The following is a 12,529-nucleotide window of genomic DNA, read 5'->3' on the forward strand; positions in this document are numbered from 1 at the left end:
AGCAAGCTCCTCCTTCAGCGTTCTACTTGCATGTATTAGGCACGCCGCCAGCGTTCGTCCTGAGCCAGGATCAAACTCTCATTAAAAGTTTGAGTTCTCACTCATTTCTGTCACTGACAGATTTATTGTTTTTTTCATTGTTCAGTACTACAACCTTAGTTGTAGTGCCCTGCACATTGGTTCGTCTTGTTCAGTTTTCAAAGGTCTTTGTCACTTGCTTCTCTCAAGCGACAACTATATTAGTATATCACAGGTGCTTTCGCTTGTCAACACTTTTTTGAAACTTTTTTAATCTTTTTTCATCAAGTGCCTCAACCGCAACATACCATAGTCCGTACGGGATTCGAACCCGTGTTACCGCCGTGAAAAGGCGGTGTCTTAACCCCTTGACCAACGGACCAGAGTTGTTATTTTCAACTCTTACTATTATACAGGCTTTTTATTTTTTGTCAACAACTTTTTCTGTTTTTTTCTTTTTTTTGCATAGCTTCTTACCGAGTACGGATATCAAACTCCTTAAACACAATACGTAAGTCTTTTAATACTCTTTGACGCCCTCGGAAGCGTTCATGTCTTAGGACCCGTTCTAACTCTTCTTGTTTGTCTTTACTTTGTTTACTTCTATAATCTCTTAGTGTCTCATGAAAGAGATAATAATCATCTAGACACAGACCTCCCTCACTGATACGATGACTAATCTCACCTACTTCTTCATACGGTTCTTTATCATATCTTCGTTTTTGACTTTCTTGCTTACGGATATAGTCTAGAATTCGATTACGGAACTTAGTTTTGAAATATTTTCTTAAACGAGGAATGTCTTCTACTATTCCTTCTTCTCTACTAATCAATTCATGTAAGCAAATCATCCCCTCTTGGTCCCAATCCGATAGATCCCATAAATGAAGGTAATATTCATTTCTACACTTATATACAATCCCCTGGACTTCTTTATACAATTCTTTAAACATAACGTTCCCCTTTCTAGATACAGTTTAACAGATTCAGAAACACTTTTGTCCCATTTCCCCCATTCTGTTCCCTACACCGCCTCAACTGCACAAAAAAGAGAGGACACGCCTCTCTTGGGGTTATTTTTCGTCATTCATTTTTGACTTTACTTCATCATAAGATAGTGCATGAGATTCCTCTTCTACTGTTTCAGGCATCTTTCCTGTTTCATAAAGAGATTTAATTTGTGTACTATCCAATGTTTCGTATTTCAATAGTGCTTCTGCAATCAACTTGTGAGTTTCACGATTTGACTGAATAATTTCAGCAGCTTTATTTCGTGCCTCATTCAATAATGAACGAATCTCTTCGTCAATTTCATAAGCTGTTTGTTCTGAAATTGATTTTTGAGGGCTTTGTGCACCAAACATAGCATGATTTCCTTCATATTGAACTGGACCAAGTTTTTCACTCATACCGTACTCTGTAACCATTGCACGCGCCATTTGTGTCGCCTGTTCAAAGTCGTTTGAAGCTCCTGTAGTTTGGACATTAAAGATAATTTCTTCGGCTACACGTCCACCCATTAAGCCAGCCAATTGCTCTTTCATATCTTCTTTAGATAGAAGCATTTGATCTTCCTTAGGAAGTGCAATCATGTAACCACCTGCACGACCTCTTGGTACAATTGTAACCTTATGAACAACACGGGCATTCGATAAGACTAGGCCAACAATGGTATGTCCAGCCTCATGGTAGGCAACCAATTCACGTTCTTTTTGTGAAACTGTCTTATCTTTCTTAGAAGGACCAGCAATAACTCTATCTTCTGCTTCATCAATATCTGAAGCATCAATTATCGATTTATTGCGACGAGCAGCAACTAGAGCCGCTTCATTCAATACATTCTCTAAATCAGCACCAACAAAACCTGGGGTTTGTTGAGCCACTAATTTCAAATCAACATCTTCTGCTAAAGGCTTGTTCTTAGCGTGAACTTTCAAGATTGCTTCGCGGCCCTTAACATCAGGACGACCAACCAATACTTTTCTATCAAAACGACCTGGACGCAGAAGGGCAGGATCAAGTACATCTGAACGGTTTGTAGCAGCGATGACGATAATTCCTTCATTTCCCTCAAAACCATCCATCTCAATCAAGAGTTGGTTCAAGGTTTGTTCACGTTCGTCATTACCTCCGCCGAGACCAACTCCACGTTGACGGCCAACAGCATCAATTTCATCAATAAAGATGATAGCTGGTGCTGCTTTTTTGGCATCTTCAAAAAGAGAACGAACACGACTAGCTCCAACTCCGACAAACATTTCTACAAAGTCAGAACCTGAGATACTAAAGAATGGAACACCTGCTTCTCCGGCGACTGCCTTAGCAAGCAAAGTTTTACCTGTTCCCGGAGGTCCCTCCAAAAGAACACCTGCTGGAATACGGGCTCCAAGTTTTGTAAATCGTTTTGGATCTTTTAAGAATTCAACAACTTCAACTAGTTCTTGTTTTTCTTCCTCAGCTCCAGCAACATCTGAAAATCTTACTTTAATATCTTCTTTATTTGCAGCTTTAGCCTTACTACGTCCAAAACTCATTGGGTTACGGCTATTATTTCCTCCCATATTTCCCATCATAGAGAATAGGAAGAAGAATAGAATACCGAATGGCACAATGGATACAAGAATATTAATCCACATACCACTTGAACTTTCATGCTTAACAGTTACTTCTGCTTTATGGTCAGAAGCAAGTTTTTGCAATTCTGATACTGTAGTATCTGAAGGAAGAATAATACTTGAAAATTTCTCTACTGTTGTAGCAGAAGGAGAAAAGAACTGAATACCTGTTTCTTCTTTACTTGTTTTAGGATTTTTATAGACACCCGAAACTTCGATAACACTGCCATTTGGTTGGTAAGTCAATTCTTTTACATTGTCATCGGTAATTTCTTTTACCAATTCTGTATAATTAATTTGCTCACTTTTCCCTGCAACACTACCTGTACTAAAATACTGGTAAGCTGTGACTAGGAAAAAAATAAGTAATAACCATAGAAAAGGATTTTTAATTAAACCATTATTTTGTTTTTTCATTAAAAATTGTTCTTTCTAATTTGAATACACTTCTTCTTTCAATACTCCAACATAAGGAAGGTTACGATAGTTTTCTTTGTAGTCTAAACCATAACCTACTACAAACTCATTTGGGATAGTAAAGCAGGTATAGTCTGCCTCAATTTCTACAACACGTCCTTCTGGTTTATCCAACAAGGTTGCAATTTTAACAGAAGCAGCCTCTCTTGCTTTAAACATATCTCTTAAACTCTTCAAAGTTTGACCTGTATCAATAATATCTTCTACAAATAGAACATGTCTTCCTTTGATATCTTGAGTCACATCTTGCTTGATATTGATGACACCGCTACTTGCTGTTCCACCATGATAGCTAGAAACCATCATAAAGTCCATTTCAATATGTGTATCAATATGTTTGACCAATTCAGCCATAAAAGGAATAGATCCTTTTAAAATCCCAACTAAAATTGGATTTTTTCCTGCATAGTCTTTAGTGAGTTGAGCACCTAATTTTTTAGCAGCTTCTGTAATTTCATCGTGTGAAACAAGGATTTTTTTAATATCGTTTTCTAACATTTTTTTACCTATCTATTTTTTCTATATAAAGTACAGTGTTCATTATATCATTTTTCGTGTTTTTACTCAAATTACTGGTTGCAATTCCCAAAATTGAGACAATTTCACCAAATTGCTCAATAATCAGAGCTGATTTTCGCTTTTCCATAGGGATTTTCAAATCAATAAATAGACGTCTGAGTTTTTTTCTATGCCCATTTTGAATCAAAAAATCTCCTGTTTTTCGATGACGAATGTGTATTGATGTTTCCCGTGAAACAGGTACCTGCTGAATTAATTCACCTTCTAAAGGAAGTCCAAAGGAAAATAAATAACCTTGGTAAGATACCTGATTTTGATAGTGTAACACAAGTTCATCTTCCTTTTCATCAGACTGAGGACTGATTTTACAAATCCGAAACTGTTGATACTCTTTTACTAATTCATAACCATTTTTAAGCGGATGACGATACTGGCTTTTAGTTTTTAAAATTTGTCTAACTTCTTCAAACTGAGCTTTTGTAAGATTCAAATCTGGAAAACGATTCAGATAAGTTTGAAGTAAAACTCTTTGTGTCGACTCAGAGTAAGACAATAGCTGATCTAAATTTTCTACATCAATATTCTTTGATAATTCAGCTATGGCTAGGTCATAATCTAAAATTTCATTGCCGAGGCTTAAGATTGCATCTCTAAATCGAGGATTTTCTTTTTCTAATTCTGGTAAATAAAAGTTTCGAATACGATTTCGAAAATAATGATTTTCTTTATTTGATATATCTTCAAAATGAAAAATTGATGGGAAGTCTTTTTTTTGAAAATTCAAGAAGGGCCGAATGATTTCTATCTCTCCGACTACTTGCTTCTCCTTAATTCCTGATAGATAGCGCAAACGAGTACCTCGAATCAATCGCATCAAAATCGTTTCCACCTGGTCATCAGCATGGTGGGCAGTGACTAAGGCTGTCGCACCTGTCTTTTTCATGACCTCTTGAAAAAAATCATAACGAAAATGTCGAGCACGGGCTTCTGAAAATTCACCTAAAAAATTGCTGATATAAATAGGAAGCTCTGCTTCAGCAGCCAACTTCCTTAATTCCTGTTCTTCCCAATCTGATTCTACTCTCTGCTTATGATTCACATGAGCTAGAATCAATTCAATTTCTAACTCTTTTTTATAGGTAGATAATAACTTAAATAGAAACATAGAATCTAATCCACCAGAAAGAGCTAGCACCACCTTAGCATGCTTTTTGAAATATCCCTTCTTGAGAAAATGATTTAAAAAATCTTGTTCCCTCATTTTAGAACCTCATAAACATCCTTGGCTATCTTAGAAATCGTATCATAATCAGAATTTTTAGTGAAAATAGAAAGAATAAATGGAGAATCTGCATAGACAACACCCGTATCATGCTTAAATTCATCCGCATCTCCAATTTTATGAGCTACTTTAACAGAAACACCTTTGGCAATTCTCTCATTATCAAAATCTGTTTTAGTCAAAGAATCCAATACAAATCCATTTTGGTTATAAATAGCTTCCATGACTTTCCCAGCCATTTTAGAAGAAATCAATTTTTCTTTTGAATCCCAATCATCTCCCATAATAGCAGACATCTTAGACTTGAATGTGACATCAGATTGATTTGAAATGTAATATCCCAATAGATTATGAGCTACATTATCAGATTCTTTTGATACTTTCGTAATTAAATCTTTTAGAGAATACTCTTTATTATCCTCTTTTTTAGGAAGACTACCACTTCCCTCTGGTTTATAAGAACCTGGAAAATCATTGACTGCAGATACGTATTTTACAGTCGTATCTAACTGATAAAGACCCTCATTTATTTTTTCTTGCGCATAATAGAGATAAGGTAGTTTTAAAACACTAGCTGCATACATCTTTTCATCTTGATTGATACCAGCCTCTTTTCCAGTAGTCAGTTGCTTAACATAAATAGAAAATGAATCCTTCTGATATTTTTCCGATAACATTTCTTGGACTTTACTCATCCGATTATCTTCTTCAGAAGTTGATTCTTTAGCTACCCATCCAGCCTGATCAATATGTAGAAATTCTCTTCCTTCTACAAACATAGTCTTATCGATTGATACCTGAGAATAAGCTGATAAGGATGATTTCACTTCTTTTAAGTCATAAGGACTATTGTACAGTTTAAAATCAGATTCTAACCATACTTTTTTTATTGTTGAAGTTACCTCTGATTGATCATATAAAAATCGTTTGTCCGCAGCTATAAATTGATGATTTGATAGCTTAAATACCGGAATTCCTTGTTTATTTAAGCGCCACTCGGTTATTTGAAAACTTGTTTGGGGAGTCAATTTTCCAGATTCCACTACTAAATCTTCATTCGCATAAACAGGAACTTCTCCAAAAACCATAGGGGAACTTAATTTTTCTCTAAAATAAATACCAAAGTCAGATTGTGAAAGGTAATAAATTTCTTTTGAAGTATAGACTACTTCTTTTTCTGTGCTAACGACTTTTGAAATGGTCAAAAAACTCGGTAACAACAAAATAATTAAGAATTTACGCATTCTTCCTTTCCTTTTCTTCTTGTAAACGCAATAGTTGATTTTTATCAGACAACTCTTCTAGTTTTTCATCCGATAGACTCAAAAATTGCTCAATTACGTCTAATAAATTTTCCATTTTATCACCTTGGGAGCAAGTCAGGAATCGTATAAACAGCTTCCCGATTCTTAGAATAATAATATTTTGCACGCATGTATTTAGCAGCGTAATCTTCATCTTTCAACTTTGTAGCAAAAGCTGTCTCTTTCTCCTTTTCCTCACTCAAGGTTTGATACTGAGTTTGCAAGTCTGATAACTGTTGACGTCTTTGGAGTAATTGGTGATAGCTTTGGGCAAGATTATAAGTTGGTAAAATGAACAATAAAATCATCAAAATAAGAACCCAACCCATGAAACGATTACGTTTTTGTCGTTCCTTCATCAGATAGCGACGACGTTGGTGCTCATTTTGAATAAAAGAATTATTCAATTGTACGATATTTTTAGACATTTTCTTCTACCCGTGTTTCACTGATAATTTCATACATGCCTGCTGCATCTTCTTTTTTTGTACTATCTTTCATCTCCAGTACTTTTACAAGTAGCAACTTATTTCCAAAACGAATTTCAACTTGGTCATTAACTTTCAAATCCGTTGAACTTTTGGCCAAGATTCCATTTACCTTGATTCTGCCTTTATCTGCTACTTCTTTTGCGACTGTACGACGCTTGATAATTCTTGATACTTTTAAATATTTGTCTAGTCTCATTTTTATTACCTCAAATTATTATTGTACCATTTTTATCCCTTTTATAGAAGAAAAATGTTAAATGGAAATTGCTTCCTTTGATTCTTTTATCTCTAATAAACTTTCTCCAAAAATGAGCAGATCTTCTAAAATTTCATAGTCCTTCTTGTTTCGGATATCAAATACAACTTCCATTAATCCCTTATTCTCAGCTATGGCTGCTTTTAAATTCGTTGCGGATAAAGATTTAAAATAATCTTGAGCCAAAAACAATCGCTGAGTGACTTTTTCAAATTGTACTGTAATCTTATTATCTTTTCTTTCCACACGTTGAACAAAGACCTTGTCAAGATAAGACTTAACCAAACTAATCTCTAAAAGATAGGCTACCACGTCTGGGTACTCTCCAAAGCGGTCCATCAACTCTTCTTGTAACTCTTCATAGTTGGCACGGTTGTCAATTTGACGAATTTTCTTGTAAATTTCAATCTTATGTCGTTGATCAGAAATATAGGTATCAGGAAGATAGGCATCAATTTGTAAAATCAACTCAGCATTCCCTTTGGTTCTTGTGTTCCCATTACCATGTCGTTTAGCAATAGCTTCCTCCAATAACTGCGAATACAATTCAAAACCAACAGAATCAATGAAACCAGACTGGGATTTTCCTAAAAGATTTCCTGCTCCACGAATCGAAAGATCTCGCATTGCAATCTTAAATCCAGAGCCCAATTCTGTAAATCCTTTAATCGCTTCTAATCTCTTCTCGGAGACTTCACTGATTGATTTTTCTGGACGATACATGAGATAGGCATAAGCAATACGATTACTACGACCGACTCTTCCTCTTAACTGATACAAGGTTGACAAGCCCATATGGTCCGCATTTTCAATAAATAAAGTATTGGCATTTGGAATGTCCACCCCTGTCTCAATAATGGTAGTTGTCACCAAAATATCATACTGACCTTCAATGAAATCCAGTAGAGTATTTTCTAACTGAATCTCACTCATTTGCCCATGAACATACCCAATCGAAGCCTCTGGAATCAACTCCTGTAATTCTGAAACCTTCTGGTCAATTGTGTCAACTTTATTGTAAAGATAGTAAATTTGACCTCCACGTTCCATTTCACGCAATACAGCATCACGAATCACACTATCATTCTTTTCTAAAACATAGGTTTGCACTGGATAACGATTAGTCGGCGGAGTTTCAATAACAGACAAATCTCTGATTCCCAACATAGACATGTGAAGGGTACGAGGAATTGGCGTTGCTGTCAAGGTCAGGACATCTACTTGTTTTTTCAGTTCTTTCAAGGTTTCCTTATGCTTGACACCAAATCGCTGTTCCTCATCAATAATCATCAAGCCCAAATCAGCAAACACAACATCTTTTGACAAAACACGATGGGTTCCAATCAAAATATCAACTTGACCGTTTTTCAATTTTTCAAGTGTTTCAGTCTGCTCTTTTTTACTTCTAAAGCGACTCAATACATCAATATTAACTGCAAAATTTTGGAATCGTTCCTTAAAATTCGTATAGTGCTGTTGCGCTAAAACCGTCGTCGGAACTAAGACGACAACCTGTTTGTGATCATTGACTGCCTTAAAGGCTGCACGCATAGCAACTTCAGTCTTTCCAAAACCAACATCCCCAACTAAAAGTCGATCCATTGGCTGAGAAGCCTGCATATCTCTCTTGATTTCCTCAACACTACGAAGTTGATCATCCGTTTCAACATAAGGGAAGGCATCATCAAAAGCATGTTGATCCTCATCATCAGCTGAGAAAGCAAAACCCTTCAACTGGCTGCGCTCAGAATAAAGTTTGATTAAATCGTCAGCTATATCCTCTACCTGGTTCTTAACTTTTTGCTTGGCTTTTTTGAAATGACCGTCATTTAATTTATTGAGTTTAGGAGCTTTACCGTCACTTGAAACGTATTTGGAAAGTAGATGAATCTGTTCCACTGGGATAGAGATTTGATCCCCGTTTTGGTATTGAACACTGACATAATCACGGTGAATCCCTTTGATTTCAATTGTTTCAATCCCTAGATATTGACCAATTCCATGGATATGGTGAACAACGTAATCTCCTTTTTCAAGTTCATTGTAATCTTTTAATCTCTCTGCGTTTGAAACATGTTGTCTTCGAAAACGACGTTTCAATTTCTTTTGAAAAATCTCATGTTCAGTGATCAAGAGAATTTTTTCATCTACAAAATGAAAACCATGTCTGAGGTTACCCTCGATTAAGTTTACAGATTCTTTACAAACGCTTGACTTATTTCTGGAATCCAATTTAATCTGATATTCCTCTAAAACATCCTCCAATGTTTTACTTCCCATTGAATTGCTAGACTGCAGAATAATGGTGTAGTCCATTTTTTTATATCGCTCAATTTCTTCTTTAAGAAAAGAAAATTGATTGAAAAACTCCTGCATGGGAAATTGATTAAATTGATAAATGTGATCAAACTTGAGATTTCCTAACCCTTTTTGGAGATTGGAGAAAAAGGTAACTGGACTTTGTTTTTTATAGGTTTGTTCTGTATCTGCAAAATACTGCATATCAGAAAATGATTTACCATTCTGTAAATCTTCTGTAAAGTATTGCGCTAACTCTCTTTCAAAGGCTTCATAATGATTCATCAATTTTTGGTAATCATCAAAAAACACTGGTGTATCTTTTTCAATATAATCAAATATAGTCCATGTTTTATCGTAACATAAAGATAAAAACTTTCGACTATCTGAATGTACTTGTTTTTGATGAAAACTTGACAAAATCTCTTCCAAGTATGATTTTAAAATTGGTGATAAGGTCTTTGAAATTTGCTTTTCTAAAGCTGACTGCCCTCGTAGATAGTCCTTTTCCCTCAAAAGTATATCACTTGCTGGAAAGATAGTGAGTTCTGTTTGATTTTCTTTTGATAATTGTGTTTCTACTTCAAAAGTCCGAATTCCATCTACTTCATCACCAAAAAACTCGATTCGGAAAGGTTCTAACTGAGACATCTCAAAAATATCTAAAATATCTCCTCGAATACTAAACTCACCTTGAGTTTGTACTTGCGTAACTTTGCGATAACCTATTTCCTTTAACTGATGGATAAACGTGTGTTGATCATATTCTTCACCAACTGTTATTTTTACAATACTATCTTTGAATATATTGGGAGACGGTAAAATCAATCGACTTGCTGCGATATTACAAACTAAAATCCCTTTCTTAAATGAATCAGTCAAAAAACGCAAGGCTTCAACCCGTGAAATGATTTTTTCTTGTGAAGACATCAAAAACTCGACCATAGGGGAGTCATCTACTAAAAATGGATAGACAAGTTCCTCACCCAAGACAGATATAAGATCACTAACAAGTCCTTCTGCTTCTCCATAAGTTGACGTCAATAACACAATCTTATCTTCCTGTCTCAAACTACTAGCAATTGCTAAAGCTTTTGTAGAAGTTGACAAGCCTAACATTAATTGTCTTTTCTTATCTGTCAGATTTCGATGCCATTTTTTTATCTGATTATTTTCTGAGAATAAATCTAATAAGGTTAACATTTATCCGTTATACCTCTGCATTGTTTTCTCAAAATTTTTCTCTTGTAAATAGTAGTTTACAGAATCGTCAACTTTGTCAATAGACTGTAAAATACCAATATAATCATCCTTGTCAAAGGTACTCAAAACATGGTTAACAACTGACATTCCATTTTTAGGTCTTCCGATTCCAATCTTAACACGATTAAAGGTTTGGGTTCCAATATGTTGAATAATAGACTTGATACCATTATGACCACCTGCGGATCCCTTTGCTCTTAAACGAATCTTTCCAACTTCCATGTCAAGATCATCATAAATGATGAGTAAATCTTCAATATCCAAACCATAGTAAGTCAATAAAGCATGAACCGCTTTTCCACTTTCATTCATAAATGTCGTTGGTTTGACAAGATAAATTTTTTCTCCATTTAGGAAAAAGGATGCTAGGTCAGCTTGAAATATCTTATCGTGTGTAAAAGTGACATTCTGTTTCTTCGCTAGTTGGTCAATCAACATAAAGCCAACATTGTGTTTTGTTTCAAAATATTTATCTCCTGGATTTCCCAAGCCTACAAGTAATTTGGTCATTTATTTTTCCTTTCAAAAGCCAAAAGGGTTGGAATTTTTTTCCAACCTAATTGACACTATTCATTAATTTTTTTAGACATTAAAGCGGAATTCCATGATATCGCCGTCTTGAACGATATATTCTTTTCCTTCTTCACGCAAGCGTCCAGCTTCTTTTACAGCCTTTTCAGATCCGTATTTCACTAGATCCTCATATGACATAGTTACTGCACGAATAAATCCTTTTTCAAAGTCTGAGTGGATAATACCAGCTGCTTGAGGAGCCTTCATACCACGTTTGAAGGTCCAAGCGCGAACTTCTTTTTCGCCAGCTGTGAAGTAAGTTCCCAGTCCAAGCAAGTGGTAAGCTGCACGAGTCAACTTGTCAACGCCTGATTCTGTCAACCCAAGTGCTTCAAGAAACTCTTGCTTGTCTTCTTCGTCTAACTCAGAAATTTCTTCCTCAGCACGCGCAGAAATAACGACTACTTCAGCATTTTCTGTCGCTGCGAATTCACGAATTTGTTTAACATAGTCGATAGAGTCAGGTTCTGAAACTACATCCTCGTCCACATTAGCAACATAGAGCACTGGTTTAGTCGTTAACAGGAAGAGACCTTTGACAACCTTTTGTTCCTCATCTGTAAATTCAATAGTTCGAGCTGATTTTCCATCTTCAAGAACAGGTTTAATCTTTTGAAGAACATTAAATTCTGCTACTGATTCTTTATCTTTTTGCGTACGTGCCATCTTTTCTACACGCATATAGCGCTTATTAACTGATTCTAAGTCAGCAAGAATCAACTCTAGGTTAATAGTATCAATATCTGCCAGTGGATCCACAAAGGCGTCTTCACGTCCTTGCTCGCGCATCACATTTTCATCATCAAAAGCACGAACTACATGAACAATCGCATCTACTTCACGGATATTAGCCAAGAATTTATTCCCTAGCCCTTCTCCTTTTGAAGCTCCTTTTACAATCCCTGCGATATCTGTAAATTCAAATGTTGTTGGAACTGTCTTTTTAGGAGTAATCATTTCAGTTAGTTTTTGTAGGCGTTCATCTGGAACTTCTACCATTCCAACATTTGGATCAATCGTCGCAAATGGGTAATTTGCTGCCTCTGCTCCTGCTTTTGTAATTGCATTAAATAGTGTTGATTTACCAACGTTTGGCAAACCAACGATACCTGCTGTTAAAGCCATATTTTCTCATTCTCCGTTTTCATTTCAATCCCTAATATTATAACACAAAAAGGGAAAACTTGCTAACCCTCTAACTAAGGGTTTTCAGTCAATAATTTTATTCATTTTTCGATCAAAATCATAGCGTCCCATCATGACAACATGGTCACAATTGCTACATTTGATTTTGATATCTGCTCCTACACGTGTAATTTCCCAACGATTAGCTTTTTTTCCTGTTGACTTGATTGTGCAAGCATGTGGTTTTTTCATTTCAACAAAATTTCCAACTTGATACATACTACTCTCCTTTTCTTTTTCGATTATAT

General features: G+C 35.6%; 12 protein-coding genes, 1 tRNA gene and 1 rRNA gene. All 14 read right to left on the reverse strand.

Going from position 1 to position 12,529, the window contains the following annotated elements:
* Positions 1 to 86, reverse strand: a 16S ribosomal RNA gene (locus D8848_RS02505); the annotation flags it as partial.
* A gap of 242 nt (positions 87 to 328) precedes the next feature.
* A tRNA-Glu gene (locus D8848_RS02515) sits at positions 329 to 400 on the reverse strand.
* A gap of 91 nt (positions 401 to 491) precedes the next feature.
* Positions 492 to 971, reverse strand: a complete 480-nt coding sequence (locus D8848_RS02520) for a sigma-70 RNA polymerase sigma factor region 4 domain-containing protein (protein WP_084923911.1) — start codon at positions 969 to 971, stop codon at positions 492 to 494.
* 120 nt (positions 972 to 1,091) lie between these two features.
* Positions 1,092 to 3,050 (reverse strand): ATP-dependent zinc metalloprotease FtsH, encoded by a 1,959-nt coding sequence (ftsH, locus tag D8848_RS02525; RefSeq protein WP_125443225.1) that lies wholly within the window; start codon positions 3,048 to 3,050, stop codon positions 1,092 to 1,094.
* A 15-nt stretch (positions 3,051 to 3,065) separates the two neighbouring features.
* Positions 3,066 to 3,608, reverse strand: a complete 543-nt coding sequence (gene hpt / locus D8848_RS02530) for a hypoxanthine phosphoribosyltransferase (protein ID WP_000892178.1) — start codon at positions 3,606 to 3,608, stop codon at positions 3,066 to 3,068.
* Positions 3,609 to 3,612: 4 nt separating this feature from the next.
* Positions 3,613 to 4,890 (reverse strand): tRNA lysidine(34) synthetase TilS, encoded by a 1,278-nt coding sequence (gene tilS, locus D8848_RS02535; RefSeq protein WP_125443226.1) that lies wholly within the window; start codon positions 4,888 to 4,890, stop codon positions 3,613 to 3,615.
* The gene (locus tag D8848_RS02540; protein WP_125443227.1) at positions 4,887 to 6,155 is read right to left on the reverse strand and encodes a serine hydrolase; all 1,269 of its coding nucleotides are present in this window, start codon (positions 6,153 to 6,155) and stop codon (positions 4,887 to 4,889) included. Before D8848_RS02540 ends, tilS begins: the two co-directional genes overlap by 4 nt.
* On the reverse strand, positions 6,148 to 6,270 hold the full coding sequence (locus D8848_RS10855; protein WP_020902316.1) for an SP_0009 family protein: 123 nt from the start codon (positions 6,268 to 6,270) through the stop codon (positions 6,148 to 6,150). Before D8848_RS10855 ends, D8848_RS02540 begins: the two co-directional genes overlap by 8 nt.
* Before the next feature lie 4 nt (positions 6,271 to 6,274).
* Positions 6,275 to 6,643 (reverse strand): septum formation initiator family protein, encoded by a 369-nt coding sequence (locus tag D8848_RS02545; protein ID WP_000041905.1) that lies wholly within the window; start codon positions 6,641 to 6,643, stop codon positions 6,275 to 6,277.
* On the reverse strand, positions 6,636 to 6,902 hold the full coding sequence (locus tag D8848_RS02550) for an RNA-binding S4 domain-containing protein (RefSeq protein ID WP_001234978.1): 267 nt from the start codon (positions 6,900 to 6,902) through the stop codon (positions 6,636 to 6,638). Before D8848_RS02550 ends, D8848_RS02545 begins: the two co-directional genes overlap by 8 nt.
* 57 nt (positions 6,903 to 6,959) lie before the next feature.
* Entirely contained in the window at positions 6,960 to 10,463 is a 3,504-nt protein-coding gene (gene mfd / locus D8848_RS02555) for a transcription-repair coupling factor (RefSeq protein WP_125443228.1), read from the reverse strand.
* Positions 10,464 to 11,033, reverse strand: a complete 570-nt coding sequence (gene pth, locus D8848_RS02560) for an aminoacyl-tRNA hydrolase (RefSeq protein WP_000163938.1) — start codon at positions 11,031 to 11,033, stop codon at positions 10,464 to 10,466.
* Positions 11,034 to 11,105: 72 nt separating this feature from the next.
* Positions 11,106 to 12,221, reverse strand: a complete 1,116-nt coding sequence (gene ychF / locus D8848_RS02565; protein WP_001218721.1) for a redox-regulated ATPase YchF — start codon at positions 12,219 to 12,221, stop codon at positions 11,106 to 11,108.
* 84 nt (positions 12,222 to 12,305) lie between these two features.
* Positions 12,306 to 12,500 (reverse strand): DUF951 domain-containing protein, encoded by a 195-nt coding sequence (locus D8848_RS02570; protein WP_000285186.1) that lies wholly within the window; start codon positions 12,498 to 12,500, stop codon positions 12,306 to 12,308.
* Between the last annotated feature and the right edge of the window lie 29 nt (positions 12,501 to 12,529).

Source organism: Streptococcus mitis, assembly GCF_003942775.1.
In the GTDB taxonomy this organism is placed as follows: Bacteria; Bacillota; Bacilli; order Lactobacillales; family Streptococcaceae; genus Streptococcus; species Streptococcus mitis_CN.

What these genes read in the sequence shown, in the direction of transcription:
- hpt (WP_000892178.1), bottom strand. Translation starts at nt 3,608, where the DNA reads ATGTTAGAAAACGATATTAAAAAAATCCTTGTTTCACACGATGAAATT.
- D8848_RS02545 (WP_000041905.1), bottom strand. Translation starts at nt 6,643, where the DNA reads ATGTCTAAAAATATCGTACAATTGAATAATTCTTTTATTCAAAATGAG.
- D8848_RS02570 (WP_000285186.1), bottom strand. Translation starts at nt 12,500, where the DNA reads ATGTATCAAGTTGGAAATTTTGTTGAAATGAAAAAACCACATGCTTGC.
- mfd (WP_125443228.1), bottom strand. Translation starts at nt 10,463, where the DNA reads ATGTTAACCTTATTAGATTTATTCTCAGAAAATAATCAGATAAAAAAA.
- D8848_RS02540 (WP_125443227.1), bottom strand. Translation starts at nt 6,155, where the DNA reads ATGCGTAAATTCTTAATTATTTTGTTGTTACCGAGTTTTTTGACCATT.
- D8848_RS02520 (WP_084923911.1), bottom strand. Translation starts at nt 971, where the DNA reads ATGTTTAAAGAATTGTATAAAGAAGTCCAGGGGATTGTATATAAGTGT.
- D8848_RS02550 (WP_001234978.1), bottom strand. Translation starts at nt 6,902, where the DNA reads ATGAGACTAGACAAATATTTAAAAGTATCAAGAATTATCAAGCGTCGT.
- pth (WP_000163938.1), bottom strand. Translation starts at nt 11,033, where the DNA reads ATGACCAAATTACTTGTAGGCTTGGGAAATCCAGGAGATAAATATTTT.
- ychF (WP_001218721.1), bottom strand. Translation starts at nt 12,221, where the DNA reads ATGGCTTTAACAGCAGGTATCGTTGGTTTGCCAAACGTTGGTAAATCA.
- ftsH (WP_125443225.1), bottom strand. Translation starts at nt 3,050, where the DNA reads ATGAAAAAACAAAATAATGGTTTAATTAAAAATCCTTTTCTATGGTTA.
- tilS (WP_125443226.1), bottom strand. Translation starts at nt 4,890, where the DNA reads ATGAGGGAACAAGATTTTTTAAATCATTTTCTCAAGAAGGGATATTTC.
- D8848_RS10855 (WP_020902316.1), bottom strand. Translation starts at nt 6,270, where the DNA reads ATGGAAAATTTATTAGACGTAATTGAGCAATTTTTGAGTCTATCGGAT.